The organism is Arthrobacter sp. Dra40 (assembly GCF_059091905.1).
In genome coordinates, this window is record NZ_JBNHHB010000059.1 from 12,235 (window position 1) to 30,910 (window position 18,676).

15 protein-coding genes are annotated in these 18,676 nt (G+C 65.8%); 5 read left to right on the forward strand and 10 right to left on the reverse strand.

From position 1 onward, the window contains the following. Positions 1 to 41: 41 nt before the first annotated feature. Together AC5RWT_RS20190 and AC5RWT_RS20195 are read left to right on the forward strand one after the other, a co-directional pair. The gene (locus tag AC5RWT_RS20190) at positions 42 to 1,520 is read left to right on the forward strand and encodes an APC family permease (RefSeq protein ID WP_494081724.1); all 1,479 of its coding nucleotides are present in this window, start codon (positions 42 to 44) and stop codon (positions 1,518 to 1,520) included. Positions 1,521 to 2,314: 794 nt separating this feature from the next. Then, positions 2,315 to 2,983: a phosphoribosyltransferase gene (locus AC5RWT_RS20195; RefSeq protein ID WP_494045713.1), complete on the forward strand. Its 669-nt coding sequence runs from the start codon at positions 2,315 to 2,317 to the stop codon at positions 2,981 to 2,983. 78 nt (positions 2,984 to 3,061) lie between these two features. Here AC5RWT_RS20195 and AC5RWT_RS20200 read toward each other — a convergent pair whose 3' ends face one another. Next, a complete protein-coding gene (locus AC5RWT_RS20200; protein ID WP_494045712.1) occupies positions 3,062 to 4,453 on the reverse strand; it encodes an MFS transporter in 1,392 nt (463 codons plus the stop codon). 301 nt (positions 4,454 to 4,754) lie between these two features. Between AC5RWT_RS20200 and AC5RWT_RS20205 the strand changes: the two genes are divergently transcribed. Next, entirely contained in the window at positions 4,755 to 5,468 is a 714-nt protein-coding gene (locus tag AC5RWT_RS20205) for an IclR family transcriptional regulator (protein ID WP_494045711.1), read from the forward strand. A 6-nt stretch (positions 5,469 to 5,474) separates the two neighbouring features. Here AC5RWT_RS20205 and AC5RWT_RS20210 read toward each other — a convergent pair whose 3' ends face one another. The 4 genes from AC5RWT_RS20210 to AC5RWT_RS20225 form a co-directional block, all read right to left on the reverse strand. Continuing rightward, positions 5,475 to 6,782: an MFS transporter gene (locus tag AC5RWT_RS20210; protein ID WP_494081725.1), complete on the reverse strand. Its 1,308-nt coding sequence runs from the start codon at positions 6,780 to 6,782 to the stop codon at positions 5,475 to 5,477. Between the two features lie 82 nt (positions 6,783 to 6,864). Next, the gene (locus tag AC5RWT_RS20215) at positions 6,865 to 9,900 is read right to left on the reverse strand and encodes an AAA family ATPase (protein WP_494081726.1); all 3,036 of its coding nucleotides are present in this window, start codon (positions 9,898 to 9,900) and stop codon (positions 6,865 to 6,867) included. Continuing rightward, the gene (locus tag AC5RWT_RS20220) at positions 9,897 to 11,057 is read right to left on the reverse strand and encodes an exonuclease SbcCD subunit D (protein WP_494081727.1); all 1,161 of its coding nucleotides are present in this window, start codon (positions 11,055 to 11,057) and stop codon (positions 9,897 to 9,899) included. Before AC5RWT_RS20220 ends, AC5RWT_RS20215 begins: the two co-directional genes overlap by 4 nt. A gap of 92 nt (positions 11,058 to 11,149) precedes the next feature. Further along, positions 11,150 to 12,124 (reverse strand): MIP/aquaporin family protein, encoded by a 975-nt coding sequence (locus tag AC5RWT_RS20225; RefSeq protein ID WP_494081728.1) that lies wholly within the window; start codon positions 12,122 to 12,124, stop codon positions 11,150 to 11,152. 146 nt (positions 12,125 to 12,270) lie between these two features. Here AC5RWT_RS20225 and AC5RWT_RS20230 point away from each other — a divergent pair, with 146 nt between their 5' ends. Beyond that, complete coding sequence (locus tag AC5RWT_RS20230) at positions 12,271 to 13,371, forward strand: ADP-ribosylglycohydrolase family protein (protein WP_494045706.1); 1,101 nt, start codon at positions 12,271 to 12,273, stop codon at positions 13,369 to 13,371. Positions 13,372 to 13,374: 3 nt separating this feature from the next. Then, positions 13,375 to 14,301 (forward strand): SDR family NAD(P)-dependent oxidoreductase, encoded by a 927-nt coding sequence (locus tag AC5RWT_RS20235; protein WP_494081729.1) that lies wholly within the window; start codon positions 13,375 to 13,377, stop codon positions 14,299 to 14,301. Positions 14,302 to 14,317: 16 nt separating this feature from the next. On the opposite strand, the gene AC5RWT_RS20240 is transcribed toward AC5RWT_RS20235, so the two are convergent. The 5 genes from AC5RWT_RS20240 to AC5RWT_RS20260 form a co-directional block, all read right to left on the reverse strand. Continuing rightward, positions 14,318 to 15,334, reverse strand: a complete 1,017-nt coding sequence (locus AC5RWT_RS20240) for a 3'-5' exonuclease (protein WP_494045704.1) — start codon at positions 15,332 to 15,334, stop codon at positions 14,318 to 14,320. 121 nt (positions 15,335 to 15,455) lie between these two features. Continuing rightward, positions 15,456 to 16,145: a hypothetical protein gene (locus AC5RWT_RS20245; protein ID WP_494045703.1), complete on the reverse strand. Its 690-nt coding sequence runs from the start codon at positions 16,143 to 16,145 to the stop codon at positions 15,456 to 15,458. Beyond that, on the reverse strand, positions 16,142 to 17,071 hold the full coding sequence (locus AC5RWT_RS20250) for an ABC transporter ATP-binding protein (RefSeq protein WP_494081730.1): 930 nt from the start codon (positions 17,069 to 17,071) through the stop codon (positions 16,142 to 16,144). Before AC5RWT_RS20250 ends, AC5RWT_RS20245 begins: the two co-directional genes overlap by 4 nt. Beyond that, positions 17,068 to 17,457, reverse strand: a complete 390-nt coding sequence (locus AC5RWT_RS20255; RefSeq protein WP_494045701.1) for a GntR family transcriptional regulator — start codon at positions 17,455 to 17,457, stop codon at positions 17,068 to 17,070. The genes AC5RWT_RS20250 and AC5RWT_RS20255 overlap by 4 nt, the downstream gene beginning before the upstream one ends. A 415-nt stretch (positions 17,458 to 17,872) precedes the next feature. Next, positions 17,873 to 18,547 carry a DedA family protein gene (locus AC5RWT_RS20260; protein ID WP_494045861.1) on the reverse strand — a complete coding sequence of 225 codons (675 nt, stop codon included), beginning with the start codon at positions 18,545 to 18,547 and terminating at the stop codon, positions 17,873 to 17,875. Positions 18,548 to 18,676 lie beyond the last annotated feature (129 nt).

Consider the following 18,676-nt stretch of genomic DNA (forward strand, 5'->3'; position numbering starts at 1 on the left):
CACTTCCGATATTCACCACAACTCATTCGAATGGAGTTCAGTTGTCTGAGAAACACACCGACGTGTTGGCACGCAACCAGCTTGGAGTAAGTGCGATTGTCTTTCTCGTTCTCGCTGCAGTGGCTCCAGTCACGGTTCTCATTGTCGTGCTCCCGCTCGCGATCGCGCACGGCAACGGCGGCGGTGTTCCCGTCGCGATCCTTTTGGTCGCAGCGGCCCTGCTGCTCTTTGCGATCGGCTACGCGCAGATCACTAAGGAGCTGACCAACGCTGGTGGCTTCTACGCGATCGCGGTGAAAGGCCTGGGCAAGACTGCGGGCCTCATCACTGGAATCATTGCCACGATCGGTTACAACGCCTTCGTGGCCGGCGCCCTTGGAACCATCGGCTTCTTCGCCGGCATGGTCGTCATGCCCGAACTCTTCGGTGACGCGTTCGCGCTCGATTGGTTCTGGACCGGTTCGGTGCTCTTCGTACTCGTTTTCCTGCTCGCCATCTCGGGTATTCATGTGAGCGCCGTCGTTCTGGGTGTCGCGCTCGTGCTCGAAATCATCATGGTCTTCGTGTTCGGCTTCTCCGTGCTCTTCCAGCAGGGCTTCGATTTTTCGGTGTTCACGCCTGAAAGCGTTATGGGCGGATCATTGTGGATTGGCCTGCTGCTCGCGGCCACCGCGTTTATCGGCTTCGAGGCAACGGCGCTCTTCGGTGAGGAAGCGAAGGATCCCCACAGGACCATTCCCAAAGCGACCTACGCCGCCATCATCATCATCGGTCTCATGCATGCGTTTGCCGCGTGGGCGATCGTCAGTTCGATCGGTCCCGACATTGCGCAGGCGACGGCAATTGAGCATCTTGAGGCGGGCGACCTCACACTGATGCTCATCGACAAGCATCTTGGGCCAGTTTTCGTCGTCATCGCCCTTGTGCTCGTCGTGGTCAGCCTCTTCGCCGCACAGCTGGCATTCCATAACTCGGCCGGACGCTACCTCTTCTCGCTCGGTCGCGCACGTGTGCTGCCGCAGTGGCTGGCTAAGACCAACTCGAAGGGAGCGCCGCAGCGCGCGCTACTGACCAACCTGATTTTTGCCTTGGTCATCGCGGCGATCTTCCGTATCGCTTTCCCGGATCTGCCGTCGATCCTCACACTCGTTCCGGTGGGTCTCGGCTTCGCGACACTCTCGATCATCATCGTGCAGGCGATCGCCGCTCTTTCAGTCGTTGTCTACTTCCGCAAGAAGCGCGACCCGAGACTCTGGACGACCCTGGTCGCACCAGGTATTGGCTTTATCGCACTAGCGGTCTTCAGCATCATGGCGATTGTTCAGTTCCCGCTCGTGGCAGGTTCCGAGGAACCCTATGTGCTCGTGCTGCCGTGGATATTAGTGCTCGCTGTCGTCGGCGGCATCATCTACGGCGCTTACCTCAAGTCTAAGAAGCCCGAAGTGTACGCAGGTCTCAGCGAAGATCTAGAGAAGTTCGACGATTTGCTCGTCGAAGATGCGGACGCGCTCAAGAAATAGCGCCGTCTCTCGATATCCGAACGGGTGGATGCCCCTGACGCCACGTAGTGCGCGTCAGGGGCATCCACCCGTTCAGGGAAGTTATCTGTCCGTCCACTCCACCCACGTCAAGGTGCGGCGCGCAGGCAAAAGCCCTTGATGCCGTCTAGCACTCCCCCTCGCTTACTGCGGGACGATCCTCGCCGCATTGCGCGGGCGCCAGGGAAGCCGGATACAAGTGAACCCGTCAGAGCACTCTCCATCGACTCGAGCCCAGCAGCACTGGCACTGGTCTCTACCTGAAGGTCAAGCGTTCCTGGGATCTACCGGTGCAACGGATTCGGCGCCAACGACGACTGAAGACGCCAACCGGGCCTTAGGCCACGGGTTAAACGAAAGGGCCGGAGCAGCAGGCGTTGGGGGGAATCCTGCGGCTCCGGCTCTTCCACGCCCGGACCCAAGTCCGGCCGATGCGGTGCGGGCCCCCGTTCCGAGCCCGACCGTTGATACGAGCTTATCCGGGTGGTCCCGCCGCCGCGATGGGGAGAACTACCCATCCCGTCCTCAAACGATTGCCCCGGCGCAACCACTATGATGCCGTCCGGAGTTCGCGAGGGGGGGCCGGTCCTTCGCCACGCGGTCACCATGCGCGCAGCCCAAGCCGGCGGCGCAGCCACTCACCGGTTGACACTGCCCTCTCCCAGTCGGCGCAGCCACTCACCCGTTCACGCAGTCCTCGCCCAGTCGGCACAGCCCCCTCGCCCCGGGTCCCGCAGTCCTCGCCCATTGGCGCACGGGAGAGGATACTGGAGGCCGTGGGACTGTTGAGCGGGACGTCGTCCCCTTTTGTCGATCGGTCCGATGCGGCCCATCAATTGGCGGCCGAATTGGCCGATTACCGCGGGCGCGACGACGTCACCGTGCTTGGCCTGGCTCGTGGCGGCGTCCCCGTGGCTGCTGTTCTGGCGAAAGAACTCGCCGTCGACCTCGATGCCCTCATTGTCCGCAAGCTGGGGATTCCCGACCAACCGGAGGTGGCCTTCGGCGCTTTGGCCGCGCACGGCGGGCACACCGCCGTCGTGATGGTGGACCACATCGTGGCCGAACTGCGCCGCCGCAACTATAGCGAGCAGCGCCTCCAAGCCGTCCAAGCCACGGAACGTGCCGAACTGCAGCGGCGCCAGGAAGCGTATCTTCACGGAAGGACGACAGAGGTTGGCGGCCGCACCGCCATTCTTTGCGACGACGGCCTGGCCACCGGCGCCACCATGAAGGCCGCCATTAAGGCTGTCCGGCAAAGCAAGCCGCGCGAGATCGTCGTCGCCGTCCCGGTGGGGCCGCCGCAGACCTGCGCAGAACTTGAAAAAGTGGCCGATGCAGTCTTCTGCCTGCGCCAGCCGCGGGGCTTTCGGGCAGTCGGCGAGGCATACCGGCACTTCAACCAGGTCAGCGACGACGAGGTGCTGGCCGCGCTCCCCCGATAGCGGGCTGGCCGCAGCCAATACAGCAGCGGACCGCCGCCGGTAATTACCGACGACGGTCCACTTGAGTCCTTGTAATCCCTACTGGGAGTCGCGTGCCTCAGGATGCTGCTGCAGGTACTCCTGATGCGCAACCTCCACCCGCAGGTTCTTGCCCTTCGTCTCCTTGACCGAGGAGACGGCCGCGAGCGAGATGACGCAGAGCACCATAATGTAGATGCCAATGGAGATGGTGCTTCCCGTCGCGCCCAGCAGCACTTCGGCGATCAACGGGGCGAATGCGCCGCCAAGAATCGCGCCGATGGCGTAGCCGATGGATACGCCGGAATAGCGGACGTGGGCCGGGAACATCTCGGCGTAGAGAGCCGACTGCGGACCGTAGGACAGGCCCAGCCCGATGGTCAGGACGAACATCGCGATGCCCATCAGCACGATGCTCGCGGTGTCGATCAGCATGAACATCGGGATCTGCCACAGCAGGACCCAGACGTAGCCAATCTGGAAAGTCCGGATGCGGCCGATCTTGTCGGAGAGGATGCCTCCGTACATGGTGAAGATCAACCAGCCGAAGGCCGCCAGAGTGGTTGCCAACAGCACGGACGGACGGTCCATGCCCAGGCCGCCATCCGCCACCGGTTTGGTGGCGTAGGAAGCGAAGAATGCGATCAGCAGGTAGCCGGCTGCGTTGTTGGCAATGAAGATGAGCGCGGTCTGGATGACTTCTTTCCAGTTGTGCTTGAACAACTGGCCCAGCGGAGCGGCCGATTCCTTCTTGCGCTCCTGCATCTCCTTGAACACCGGGGACTCATCCACCGAGCGGCGGATAAAGTAGCCGACGACGATCAGCACGATCGAGAACAGGAACGGTACGCGCCAGCCCCAGCTCATGAAAGCTTCCTCTGTCAACATCGTACTGAGCAGCCACATCACGCCAGTGGCAAGGATCATGCCGCACGGAACACCGATCTGGGGGTACGCACCGAAGAAGCCCCGCTTGTTCACTGGGGCATGCTCGACAGACATCAGGGCAGCGCCGCCCCATTCCCCGCCGGCCGAGAAACCTTGCAGGATGCGCAGGAACACCAGCAGGATGGGAGCCCAGATGCCGATCTGGGCGTAGGTCGGCAGCACACCGATCAGCGCGGTGGCTGCGCCCATGAGCACCAGCGTGAAGACCAGCATCATCTTCCGGCCAAGACGGTCACCGAGGTGCCCGGCGACGATGGCGCCGAGCGGGCGGAACAGGAAGCTGATGCCCAGCGAGGCCCACGCGACGATTTGCGCCAGGCCGGAACTCTCCTGCGACAACGGGGCAAAGTACAGGGAGGCCAGCACCAAGCCGGCGGCTTGGGCGTAGATGAAGAAGTCGTACCACTCAATGGTGGTGCCAACCAGGGTGCCGGCGAGCACCTTGCGCTCTTCGTGGCGCGCGGCTGGGCTGATATTGCCTGCCAGCTCTTCTGACGTGGACATATTTTTTCTCCGTGTTCACAGAACGGTAATTACCGAACGGTCGGTAATGTGACTGGAGCCATATTACCGGAGAGTGATAGGGCACACGTAGTGCGGTCATATCAATTGGGTAACGGCACCTCCCCCGCGCGACGGGCAGAATTGATCCCCGCCGCCACCAAGTCGCCACGCGCGATCTCGTTCTATAGTTGGACGCTTCGTCCTGATATAGAACAATGGAGGATGTGAGGCGGGGCACAGCGTTTGTGCCCAGGTCCCCCACACACCGCGCTCCCGCAATTTCTCTTCCTAGGATGGTCCGATGAGTCAGACTCCCACCAAGCCCTCCGCGGCGCACTCGCAGACTCTGTCGCGCGGCATTAGAGCGCTGGAGATTCTGGCCGAAGCCCAGTCGCCGATGACCATCGCTGAACTGTCCGAAGCCTTGGAAGTGCACCGCTCGATCGCCTACCGGATCCTGCGCACTCTTGAAGACCATTCGCTGTTGATGCGGGATTCGGCCGGACGTGTGCAGGCGGGGCCAGGGCTGGCCGCGCTGGCACGCGGTGTGTCGCGTGACCTGCAGTCGGCGGCACTGCCGGAGCTGACCACGTTGGCTAACGACCTGATGATGACCGCTTTTATCGCGGTCTGGGACCAGCACGACTGCGTCACGCTGGTCACCGTGGAGCCGCGGCACACGACGGCGCTGGTCCAGCATCCGGGCACGCGTCATTCCTTCGCCGCCGGAGCGCCGGGAATCGCCATCCAGTCGGCGCTGACCCGGGAACAGTGGGAGCAGCACGCACCGGGAGAACAGATCCGACCCGAAGCCCAACGGGCCAAGGAAACCGGCTATGCCGTCAGCCACGACGAGGTCATCCCTGGTGTCTCCTCGGTTGCGGTGCCCGTCTCCGTTCCCGGACAACTACCGGCGGCTATATCTGTGGTTTACATCCGCACCGATACTCCCGACCAGGAGATCGCGGCGGCCTTGAAGCGCTCCGCTGCCACCATCGAGTCAGAACTGCGCTGAGCGGGCTTAGCGCCGCCTGCGACTGACGACGGCGGCGGCAACCAGGCCGAGCACCAAAAGCATTCCCGCGGCGCCAATGGAGACCAGGAAGGCACCGGAATGCCCCGAGGTTTCGGCCAGTGCACCGGCCAATGCCGAGCCCAGCGCAGAGCCCAGGACAACGCCGCTGGCCAGCAGCGTCATGACCGTGCCAAGACGCTCATCCGGAGCGACCACGCTGCCAATGCCGTAGATGGTGACCATGGTCGGTCCAACGGGCACGCCGACCAGCAGCAACACGAAAATCATCGGCAGCACATCGGCCGGCAGCAGCAGCAAGAAGCAGAATGCCGTCATGAGCGCGGCACAGACAACCCAGCGCCAGGCATGCGCCCACCGCGCCGGCCAATAGGCGACGGAGAGGGCGCCGAAGGCCGACGTCAGGCCCAGCAGGGCGTACAGCAGGCCCGCCGCGTCCGCCGCTCCGAAGGTGCCGCCGAAGGCGCTGAGTGCGTTCTGGGTCGCCCCGAAGAACGTGCCCATGGCCACCATGCCCAGCACCGGGATGGCGACCAATGGCCAGTTGATCCGCACCGGGGTGGCGGCCGCAGCCGCCTCCGGATGCGCCTTGACCAGTTCGGGTGTCACCGGGACTACCGAGCGGTAAGTGGGGTGGATGGCAAAAGCGGTAACCATGGTGACGGTCAGGGCGGCGGCCAGCACAAAGGGCAGCCACGGCGCAATCAGCGCGGCCAACAGCCCGACCAGTGCCGGCCCCAGCACGAACGTCAGTTCATCCGCAGTGCTTTCGTAGGACAGCGCCGTGTCCAGCGCGGGCTTATCGCTGCGCGTCATCGCCATCCAGCGCACCCTCGCCAGCGAGCCGACCTGCGGACATGTGGCCCCGACGAGGAATGACGCCGCGAGCACGGCCGCGGTTCCGGCCCCGCTGGTGCCGATGTAGACGCACGTCAGCAGCAAGCCGATGGCGCAGGTGTGAGCCGCGGCGGCGACCAGGAGCACCGGCCGTTGCCCGGCCCGGTCCGCCAGGTAGCCGAACAACGGCGCCCCAGCGGCTGAACCGATGCCCACCGCTCCGGCGGCGAAGCCACCCGAGGCGTAGGACCCGGTGGTCACGGTGACCAGGGTCAGCGCCCCGACCGTCAGCATCGCCAGCGGCAGCCGGGCCAGGAATCCGATGGCCAGGAAGGAAGTTCCGGCCAGCCGGGCCAGCCGGGCGTAGCGGCCGAAGGGATTGCGTCGCTTGCGCCCAGCGGCGGGAGCGACGGTCGCGTCGTGTTGCCGTGCGGGCGCGTCTGAATCAGGAGATGTCATAGGTTTTTCCGTTGGTTCGAACCGCGCATCGTCCCGCCTCCCGATGCGCACAACCCGGATAACGCAACTATCATACCGGTGGTCACGCGACGCCCGTGAGTACCGTGCGAACGGACGAGCCGTGGCGTCCCTTCGTGACTTGAAGTTGAGCGCCGATCCGCTGCTTCATTTCTGCCACATGGCTGACGAGGCCAATCACCCGGCCGCCGTCGCGCAGTCCCTCCAAGGCATCCATGACCTGTTCGAGGGCCTGCTCGTCCAGGCTGCCGAACCCCTCGTCGACGAAGAGCGTTTCAATGTCGATACCGCCGGCTTCGGCCTGGACGACGTCGGCCAGTCCCAGGGCCAGCGCGAGCGAGGCCATGAAGGACTCGCCGCCGGAGAGTGTCGCGGTGTCGCGCCGCTGCCCGGTCCATTCGTCGCTGACGTGCAGGCCAAGGCCGGACTTCTTGTTGCCGGATTTGGAGTCGTCGTGGACCAGGGTGTACCGGCCGTCGGTCATCGCGATCAGACGTTCGGAAGCCGCGGCTGCGATCTGTTCCAGCCGGGCGGCGAGGACATAAGTGGTCAGCGTCATTTTTCGCTCGTTCTCGCCCAATCCCCTGACCGTGTCCGCCACCGACTGCAGCAGCTCGTGCCGGGCGGCAATCGGTGCCAGGCGGATTTGTTCCTCCTCGAAACGGCGGCGGTACGCCGCCAGCTGTTCCTGCGACGCGGCCAGCACGCCGTGCCGCACCTGGTGCTCCCGAACCTTGCGGTCCAGGACTTCGGCTTGATCGCGTGCCGCGTCCAATTCCCCGGTCTGCGGCAGTGTTTCTCCCTTCTCAAGCGCGGTGCGTGCGCGGATAACGGGTTCGGACGACTCCAGCACCACCAGCCGCTGGCCGGCTTCGATGTAGCCGGTGTGGCGCCGCTCCAGTTCCTGCAGCTGTGCCGGCGCCAGCAGCGACACCCGGATTTCTTCTTCAGTCGCGAAGTTGGATTGGTCGATCGCCGAGGCGAGGTCGCCTTCCGCCTGATCCAAAGCGTTGCCGCAATGGCGGTGCTCCCCGAGGATCCGTAAGGCATCAGCCAGCAGCTGGTCCAGGCGGGACAAGGACGCCGCATGATCGTGCAGGCTGCCCCCGTCGGGCAGCGCCTCGCGCAGCTTCCGTTCCAGTTCCTCCGTGCGCTCCCTGCCGGCTATGAGTTCGGAATCCGCGCTGGCCTTGGCCACGGCCAAGGCCGAGAGCTGCTGCCCGATCTCATCGAGCTGCTGCGTCGCGGCGGCCGAACGCTCCTGCAACTCGCGTCGCCGGTCCCGCACAGCTACGGCGTGGTCCAGGCTGGCTTGGGCGGTGGCCACGGCCGCGGCGGCTTCGGTGGGATCGGTCGCCCCGCCGCGGGAAGCCAGGGCGGAAAGCTCCTGTTCCAGGTTCGCGCAGGCATCGCGTGCCTCGGTGTACAGGGCTTCCCCGGCCGCGTATTCATCCCGCGCCGCGGCTTCCTGCTCGCGGGTGACCAGTCGGCCGGAGGCTGCCACTGCTGGCTGCGGGTGCTCCGTCCCGCCGCACACCGGGCAGGATTCTCCCTCGGCAAGGGTGGCCGCGAGCTCGGCCGCGGCCTGGTCCAAGCGCTGTTCGAGCAGGGACAACCAGGCCTCCTTGCGCTCGAGTTGCCGGGTGTGTGCTGCGTCGCGGCGGGCGCGCGCCGCTTCGGTCTTGGTCCGACAGGCGGCATGGTCGGCCACCGCTTCCCGGACGCGCTGGGCTTGTTCCAGGCGCTCGGTGAGCAGGCCGACGTCCGGGGTCTCCGCCAGTGCGGCCAGTTGCTCCTGCAGGCTGCGGCCGGTTGCGGCGAGCTGTTCGCGGTCAGCGGCGGCGGTAGCCAGGTTCTGCGCCAACTGCTCCGCGCGACGCTCGAACCGCCCCACGTCGGAACGGGACGATTGCAGCCGCTGCTCTTCGGGCAGCAGAGCCCGGATTCGCCCAAGCTCGGCAGCGAGCCGGTCCGCCGCTTCGTCCAGCAGCGCCTGTCCGGCATGGTCGGGTTCCGGGCGGCTGGAGACGAACGCCGGATAGAGCGGATGGGTCTCCGCCGCGTCGATCCGGTCCAGGAATTCCTTGGCGGCGCGTTCCATGGCGAGCGCGGCCTGGTCGCGATGGCGGATCGGCGATGCTAACAGTTCCGCCGAGCGGTGCGCGGCCAGCGTTTCGGTCAATGCGGCATGGCCGTCTGCGGCTTGGCGGTGCTCGACGGAGAGTTTCTCCAGTTCCATCAGGGCCGCGTGGTCGGCCAGCGCCAGCTCGCGCCTGCCGATGGTGTCCCGCAGCCGGCCCAGTTCTTCCTGTCCGCGGGCGGCCGCGTCTTGGACCGAGGCGGCAGCGGAGGCGACCGACGACTCGAAGGCGGCGATCAGGTCCGCAGCAGCCAGCGGCTGGTTCGGCATGTCCTCGGCAGCCAGGTGCCGAGCCGCTTCCTCCGTTGCCCGTTCCAAGAGTTGATGCGCTCCCGCGACGGCGGCCTGATAGGCCGAACGCGCCTTGGCCGCCTCGTCCGCCAGCGTTTGCTCCACCGCCTCGTAGCGGTCGGTTGCGAACAGTCGCTGCAGCAGCGGCCGGCGCTCTTTGGCGTCAGCCCGCAGGAACGCGGCAAAGTCGCCCTGCGGCAGCAGCACGACCTTGGTGAACTGTTCCAGGCTCATGCCCAGGACGGTCAGCAGTTCGGCGGCGGCCTCGTCGTTGCGGCCGCTTTTCTGGACCCACGCGCCGTTCACCTTTTCGCGCAGCAGGGTGTGCGCCTGCTCCGTCACCGACCCGGACCTTGCCCGGGACGATGGACGTTCCCATTGCGGGTTGCGGGTCACTTCGAAGCGGCGGCCGCGCGCCGAGAATTCGCAGACGACTTCGGGCTCCGTCTCCGGTTCGGCGTGATCGCTGCGCAGCCGCTTGCCCTGCTGGCGCGCGCCGGGAACGGATCCATACAGTGCAAAACAGATGGCGTCCAGGATGCTGGTCTTGCCGGCACCGGTCGGGCCGTTGAGCAGGAACAGCCCCTGCGAGCCGAGCTCGTCGAAGTCGATGGTTTCCCGGGCCGCGAAGGGCCCGAAGGCTTGTATTTCCAGCCGGTGGATCCTCATGCCGATACCTCCGCCGCCTGCACGGCCTGCAGGGCGTCCGCCAGCAGGGCCCGTTCGGCTTCGTCGGCCGGCCGGGAGCGTACGTGGTCCAAAAATCCGCAGCAGACCTGCAGGTCGTCTTGGGCCTTCGCGATGCGCTGGCTGTAGCTCATGGTGTCCCGCCGCGGTCCGGAGGCTGGTTCAAAGCTCAGCACCAAGGTGTCCGGGAAACGTTCGCGGAGTCGTTCCATGGCCTTCAGCGGCCGTTCGTCGTCCGTGATGGTGATCTGGCAATAGGCATCCCGGGCCCAGGCGTGGTCTGCGGATTCCAGCAGGTCCTGCATGCTCCCCTTGAGCACCGCCAGCTTGCGCCGGGCGGGCCAGGAAACGTTTTCAACGGAGCTGAGCCCGTCCGCCGTGAACTCGAGAATGATGCCGCCCTTTTCATGCCCGGCCTCGGAGAAGGAATACGGCAGGGGCGAGCCCGAATAGCGCACGGTTTCGCTCAGCTTCTGCCGTCCGTGCAGGTGTCCCAGCGCCACATAGTCAAGACCGTCGAACAGGTCCAGCGGAACCGCTCCCACTCCCCCGATGCTCAGGTCCCGCTCGCTGTCCGAGCTGATACCGCCGCTGGCGAACGTGTGCGCCATGACCAGGGAGTGGACGGGCCCGCCGGCCCTCCGCTGGGCCAGGTCCGCATGGATGCGGTCCAGTGCCGACCGTGTCACCGCGGTATGGCTGGGAGCCGCAGCCCCAAGCTCGTCCGCGCACATCCGCGGTTCGAGATACGGAATTCCGTACACGGCCAAGGTGGCCCCGCCAAGGTCCAGTTCCACCGGATCTGCGAGGTGGTCCAGCCGGGTGCGGACATGGACGCCGCCGTGCGCCAGGATGCCGGATCCAAAACCCAACCGGGTGGCCGAATCGTGGTTGCCGCTGGTCATGATGACGGTCGCTCCGGCGGCACGGATGCGCGACAGTGCTTCGGAAAAGAGGTTGACCACATCCACGCCGGGCAGAGCGCGGTCGTACACATCACCGGCGATCAGCACTGCATCGATGCCGTGGTCCCGCACGGTTTCCAGGAGCTGGTCGACGAATGCGCGCTGCGCCTCCAGCATCCCGACGCCGTGGAATGAGCGGCCCAGATGCCAGTCCGACGTGTGCAATAACCTCATGCTTCAAAACTAACCGTCGGTCAGGACAGTTTCGGACAGGCGCAACGGCACGCGCCGGAATCGGGACGTGCCGTGGTGATTGCAGCCTTGGGTTATTCGGTGTCCGGGCGGGGCCGGTTCGGCTTGCGGTCGAAGAAATCGCGGGCTTCGGCCGCGCCCCGGTCGTCCGCAGGCGCCGGATCGTCCGGCTGGTCCTCCACAGCGACGTCGGGAACATTACTCCTGCCGGCCGCGGTTCCGGCGGTCGCACCCTCCACCGGTGCGGCGGCAGACACAACCGGTGCACCGCCGTCGTCCGTTTTCCTCCGCGATCCCGGCGCCGGCTCGGCACTGCGGTACAGCAGCCCGGCGATCACGGCACCGAGCAGCGGAGCCACCCAGAACAGCCACAGTTCACCCACCGCGCTTCCACCGGCGAAGTACACCGCGGCGGTGGAACGGGCCGGGTTCATGCCGGCATTGGAGACGGGCAGCATCACCGCGGTGAGCACGGCGAAGGCAAGCCCGACGGCATAGGGGGCGCTGCGCAGCCGGTCGCGGGATGCGGTCGCGCCCAGGTAGACGGCGACCAGCAGGCCGGTCGCGATGGTTTCGGCCAGGAACACGCCGGCCATTGAGAAGCCCAACTCATCACCGCTGGCGTAGCCGTTGGCGATGGAAGCGAACACGCTGGCCGACTGCGCGCCGGCCGGATGGCTGCCAATAATCACCCACAGCACGACGGCGGCCAGCGACATGCCGACCAACTGCGCCAGGACATAGGGCAGAACCGACTTCCAGGAGGTGCGGCCCGCGAGCGCGCTGCCCAGCGTGATGGCCGGGTTGAAGTGGCCGCCGGAGATGTAGCCGAAGGCGAGCATGCCGGCAATGACCGCCAGCCCGAAGCCGAAGGGAACACCGAAAGACCCCTGCGGATTGAACATGCCGATCCCCAGCGCACCGAAAAACAGCAAGAACGAACCTGCCAACTCGGCACCGATCCGGGCCGAGTAGCTGCGTCCTTCGCCGAGCCGGGGTGGGGCGGCGGGGACGGCTGGGGCCGATGCCGCCGGGTGGGCTGCTGCCATGGATACTGTCCTTCTGCCGGGCCGGCGGGGCGCCGGCGATTGACTCAAAACTACTCCACTCTGTCACCGGCTTCTGGGAAAAACCTGAACGCTTCCGGGGAAGCGCAGCGGGCGAAATCTCCGCGTGCACGCCTAAGCTGGTAGTCGTGATCACCGATGCCCCGCTTCCCGGTTCCCGGCCCGACGACCCCACCGCCCACGAAGTCCCGGACTATGCCTCGCGGGTGCGCGGCTGTCTGCTCGGCGGCGCGCTGGGAGACCAACTGGGAGCAGCCGTTGAATTGGACCCCTTCGACGTGATCGCCGGACGCTTCGGGGCCGACGGGCTGCGGGATTTCTCGCAGCTTCCGGAGCCGGGGCATTTCACCGATGACACGCAACTGACGCTGTACACCCTCGACGGGTTGACCGAGGCCTTGGAGTGGGCCAACGCCGGCACCGCCGCGGACGAAGCCGCATGCCTCTGGCTCGCCTACCTCCGCTGGTATGCCACGCAGGAAGGCCGTTTTCCGGACAACGCACCGGCGCCGCTGCCGCGCTGGATCGACGGCCAGTCCGTCCTGCACGCGCGGCGCGCTCCCGCCGAGGCCTGCCTGTCCGGACTGGGCACCGGCGAGATGGGAACCCGGGCCCGTCCGGTCAACCCGGACGCGCTGGATGGCAGCACGCTGACGCGCTCCGCCCCCTTCGGACTGCTGCCGTTCGTCGACGACCAGACCGTCCAGCGGCTGGCCACCGATGGCTCTGCGCTCACCCACGGCCATCCGGCAGCACACCGCAGCGCGGCCACCTTGGCGACGTTGATCCGGCTGCTGGTGCATGAACAAGCCACGCTGCAGAGTGCCGCCGTGGCCATGCTGGCCCGCACCGAGCAGGATGCCAAAGCCGCCGAACTGGCCGGGCGCCTGCGGGCCGCCGTCGAGCTTTCCGCCCACGGTCCGGTGGCACCTGCCGACCTGACCGCGGCACTCGGCACGGGCCGGGCGGCCGAGGAAGCGCTATCCATCGCCCTGTACGCGGTGCTGGCTACTGCGGACAGTACGACGCCGGAGCAACACTTCCGCAGGGGAGTCGCCGCGGCGATCAATCACGACGGCGACAGCGACGCGACCGGCAGTCTGGCCGGCAACCTTTTGGGCGCCCAGTACGGCGAAGCCGCGCTGCCCGCCGAATGGCTGGCCGCCCTGGAGGGACCGGAAGTCATCCTCGGCATGGCCGAACGCTTCCTGGCCCAGACGCAGGGCTAAGGCATGCGCCACGCCAACCAGCCGCCCGCCCTGAACCGCCAGGACGGCAAGACGGTCATCGTGACCGGCGCCAGTGCCGGCCTTGGCTACTTCGCCAGCGAGCAGCTGGCCGCGGCCGGAGCGACGGTGGTGATGGCCGCACGCAACGAGGCCCGCGGCCGCGCTGCCCTGGAAGCGGTCCGGAGTACGCTGCCCGGGGCAGACGTGCGCTTCCAGCAGCTCGACCTAGCCAACCTGGACTCCGTCCGGCAAGCCGCCGAGGAACTGTCCGGCCTCGGACGGATCGATGCCCTGCTGGCCAACGCCGGGGTCATCGGCTCCCAGGAGCTGCAATTCACCGCGGACGGCTTCGAGCTGCAGTTTGGCACCAACCATCTGGGCCACTTCGCGCTGATCGCCAGGCTGATGCCCGCCCTGGCCCGCAGCCACAGCCGCGTGGTGCACGTGGGCAGCATCAGCCACCGCTGGGTCCGCCCGGACTATCGCCGGGCAGCGGTGCCGGCGAAGTACTCCAGCTACCGGTCCTACGCCTTGTCCAAGCTCGCGGTGATGAGTTTCGGGTTTGAACTGGCCCACCTGCTGGAAGCGGCAGGCTCGCCTGCCTCGTCCGTGGTGGCGCATCCCGGGTACGCCCGGAAGTACTTCACGCCCGACCGGCCCGGCCTTCAACTCTCACAACCGGCCACCGGCTGGCAGCGGCTCCTTTTCGGCCTCACGGCGCAGGGCAAGGATGCTGGGGCGTGGCCGCTGGTACAGGCGACGGCCGGCGACGGCGTCCGCAACGGTGACTATTGGGGGCCGGACGGACGCTTCCAGCTGACCGGGAGCCCGGCCGTCGTCGCGCCGAAGCGATATGCCCGCGAGCGCAACGCCGCCTCCCGGCTGATCGACCTGTCCGAAGAGCTCACCGGGGTCCGCCTGCGGCTCTGACGCCGGGCGCTACCAGTCAGGCGCTGTGCGCGGGCCAGCGTCCGCCGATCATCTGCAGGAACTCGCCCTCGGACAGCACCTCGATCTGCTGGCCCTTGCCATGCAGCTGCAGCACCTTGTGTGCCTTAGCCGTCACCCGGCCGCTTTTGAGATCGGAGGCGACGAAGCCGTCGCCGACCACCAGCACCGTGGTTTTACGGGTCACGTTGCTGGCCGGTCGCGCGCCCAGTTCCGCCGCGCGGTTCTTGGCCTCTTGGCGGGAGAGGCCCAGATTACCGGTGAAGACCACGGTCTGGCCGTAGAGCGGGTGGGAGTCGTCGGCGTCCTCGTTCGGCTCGGGATTGCTGCCCTCGTCCGGCCAGTACGTCCAGGCGGAAAACGGTGCCGCGCCCCCGGCAGACCCCAGCTCCTGACGTTCCAGCGCCGTCCGCGTGGGCTTCGAGACAGCTGCTGTTCCGTGGATGTAGGCCTCGAGGCGTGTGGTGCGCATCTGCATCGCCGTCAGCAGGTCCGGAATGCTTGCGGCCGAATTCCGGCTGGCAATGTCGATCATGATGCCGGCGCAGGCCCGTGCGTCCGCCACGGCGTCGTGGTGGTTCAGCAACGGCACGCCGGCGGCTTCGGCCACGAACGGGAGCGAATAGGACACCAGCGAATAGCTCCGTCGCGACAGGATGACCGTGCAGGCGTAGTCGTACGCCGGGCCGGAGAGTTCAGAGACCTCCAGCGCCGACCGGATGACACCCATGTCGAAGGCGGCGTTGTGGGCGACCAGCACGTCGGTGCCAATAAAATCTGCCATGTCCGCGAATAGTTCACCGAAGCGGGGCTTTGCCGCAACCATGCCGGCGGTAATGCCGTGGATCTGGACATTGCGCGGATCGAAGTGGTCGAAGCCTTCCGGCGGGCGCATCAGCCACGACGCCTCTTCGACGATGTGGCCGTCGCGGACCTTGCTCAAGCCGACGGAGCATGGCGAGCCCCTAAATCCGTTTGCCGTCTCGAAATCGATCGCCGTGAAGTCAATTGCCACGGCTCAACCCTAATTGATGGCCAGGACAGTCCCGGTCCGGCAACACGTGACACGGCGGCCCCCGCTTGTTTTGCGGGAGCCGCCGTGGCGCTGAGGATTTGAGCGTTGATCAGGGCTTGGGTCAGGGGGTCGCGCGGCGCAGGGTCAGGTAGGACCCGCCAGCGAGAACCGCGCAGAACAGCGCCACCCAGCCGGAGACACTCATCGGTGTCTGGGTCACGAACCACTGCCCCACCGTTGGCCACCAGCCCTGCCAGGTAGTCAGGCCCAGCAGGCCGATCAGGACCACAGCGATCGCGATCCATGTGATCAACATCCCGGTGGCCTGCCAGCGCTTGTAGACGGTGGCAAACCAGAAACCGATCATGAACAGCGCAACCATGGCGATGAAGTAGAACAGGATCTGTACCACAGCGTGCTCATTGGCGATCCAGTCCAGGGCATACAGCTGTCCGTTGAACCCCCAACCGTTGGTGGCAACTTCCACCAGGCCCAACAGGTAGTAGAGCACACTGATGGCCAGCGCCACGGTGGCGAACAGTCCCACGGTGCCGATGTAGAAGGTCCTCCGGCTCACGCTCATGGCCTGCGAGAACGGGAACGTGAGGGTTAGCGACTGGATGCCTAGCGCGAAGAAGTACCACATCACCGCCTGCGAAGCGCCGGAGTAGAACGTCTGGCCGCTGGCCGGGATCATCGCCCAGATGGCGAGGGTTATCAGGAAGGCCGACACCATGATGATGGCGGGGATTCCCAGGAAGGTCCACTTGTTGATCAGCTGCATGCGCGCAACGTTGATGACGCGGTTCATTTCAGGACCTCCAGTTCGGAGTCGGTATCGACGACAGCATCGGTTGCTGCCATGGTCTTGCGCACCACCAACTGCTGGAGCGACACCGGTGCCAGCTCCAGACCAAGTTCGGCTGCCTCGGCACGCTCGGCATTCGTCATCCGGCCTTCGACGGTCCACGAAGCCAGCGAGCCCAACGACTCGCGATGCAGCACCTCGCGGCCGGCCGCGAATGACTGGACGGCAGAGGCGTTGCCCGCAACGGTGACGGCCGTGCCGCGGATGGCCTCGGCGTCGTCATCCATGATGATCCGGCCGCGGTCGATCAGGACCACGTGCTCCAGCAAGTTCGCCACTTCATCGATCAAGTGCGAGGAGAGGATGATGGTCCGCGGGTGCGCGGCAAAGTCCTCGACCAGCCGGTCGTAGAAGATCTGCCGGGCCAGGGCGTCCAGCCCCAGATACGGTTCGTCGAAGAATGTGATTTCCGCGCGGGACGCCAGCCCAATGATCACGCCGACGGCGGAGAGTTGGCCACGGGAGAGCTTCTTGATCCGGCGTTTGAGCGGCAGCTGGAATTCCTCGACCAACTGGTCCGCGAAAGCCTGGTCCCAGTGCTTGAAAAACAAGGATGCGGACTTGAAAGCCCGCTGCGCGCTGAAGTCCTCCGGGTACTTCTGCGATTCACGGATGAAGCAGATCCGGGACAGCACGCCGTCGTTCTCATACGGGTGCTGGCCGAAGACCAGCGCTTCACCGCTGCTCTGGAAGCCCTGGCCGGTGAGCACCGACATCAGGGTGGTCTTGCCTGCGCCGTTTCGGCCCAGCAGGCCGTAGATCCGGTTGCCTTCCAAGCGAAGGCTGACGTTGTCGAGCGCCGTGGCATCACGGTAGGTCTTGGTCACCTGCCGCAGTTCTATGGCGGCGGGTGTGGTCGGGTTGTTCATCGGGACACGCTTCCCTCTGTCATGTCGCTGGTGGACTCGGTGCGGTGGAGCATTTCGGTCAGCTGTTCGGTGCTGATGCCCAGTTTTCGTGCCTCCCGGGTCATCGGCTGGACGTACTCCCTGAAGAAGTCGTCGCGCCTTTGAGCTATTAACCGGGAACGGGCGCCGGCTGCCACGAACATGCCGATCCCCCTCTTTTTGTACAAAATCCCGTCGTCCACCAAGCGGTTCACGCCTTTCGCTGCGGTGGCGGGATTGATCCGGTAGAAAGCGGCGAACTCGTTCGTGGACGGCACTTGTCCCTCTTCGGCCAGCGCCCCGTCCACGATGTCGTTCTCGATGAGCTCCGCAATCTGCAGGAAGATCGGCCTTGAATCGTCGATCACAGCCGCTCCTTCCATGGAACCCATCACCGGTTATTCGGTGAAGGGGTTAGTTACTGGTGTAACTAACCATACAACCTTGAAGACGCATGTCAAGGAGGGGGTGCTGATTGCGGGACTGGGATTGCGCGTCGGTTTGAGAGCGACCGCGTCGGCGGGGCCGGTAAGCGCCGGAGACGCGCGAGGACGAGACGCAGCAGCGCTCGGCGCGGCGATGCGGGGAAGGCCCGGACCACGGCGGGGGCCAAGCGGCGGAAAGTCTGGAATGCGGTGTGTGGAAGCTACGCTACGCGCAGCGACGGCAGGCGAAAGCCGCTCCGTTCAGTTCGGAAAGGTGCATCAAACTCAGCCGCAGCGCCGCAGGACGGTTCCGGAGCCGTCCCGGTAACGCCGGGACAGCCCGTCCAGCGGACGGGCACTAGCTCCGGCGGTTCCGGATCTTACGGATCCTGGTGGTGACCCAGTAGAGCACCGAGAGAACGACGACGACGATGACGATCTTCTGGAAGATGCCCGCGTACTGTTCCACGATGTGCCAGTTTTCCCCTAGATAGAAGCCAGCGAACACAAAGATGGAGTTCCAGATCAGGCTGCCGGCACTGGTCAGCAGCAGGAACTTGGCAACAGGCATGCGTTCGATGCCAGCGGGGATGGAGATCAGGCTTCGGAAAATGGGGATCATCCGCCCGAAGAACACAGCCTTGTAGCCATGTCGGTTGAACCAGGCCTCGACCTTGTCCACGTCCTCCAGATCGACCAGCGGCAGCTTTGCGGCGATGGCACGCATTCGCCCCCGGCCCAGCCAGGCACCCAGTCCGTACAGCGCCCAAGCGCCGAAGACCGAGCCCAGCGTCGTCCAGATCAGTGCCTCGATGAGGCTGAAACTGCCGCGGCTCGCCGTGAAGCCAGCCAGCGGAAGCACCACTTCACTTGGCAGCGGCGGGAAGAGGTTCTCCAGCGCGATGGCCAGTCCGGCGCCAGGGGCACCGATGGTTTCCATCAAACCGACAGCCCAGTCGGCCACACCAGTGAGGGCACTGGAATCGCCAGACGTTTGTGTGGGGAGGTGGGCTGACAGGGAGGGAAGGGTCATCATGCTCATCGCCTACAAGTTTGCCCTACCGCGCTCCATAGTCCGAACCGGGCTGGAACCAGACGCCGGAAATGTGGGCGTAGCTGGGTTGCTTGGCTAGACGGAGGCCGGCGTTTCCTAGCTCAGTGC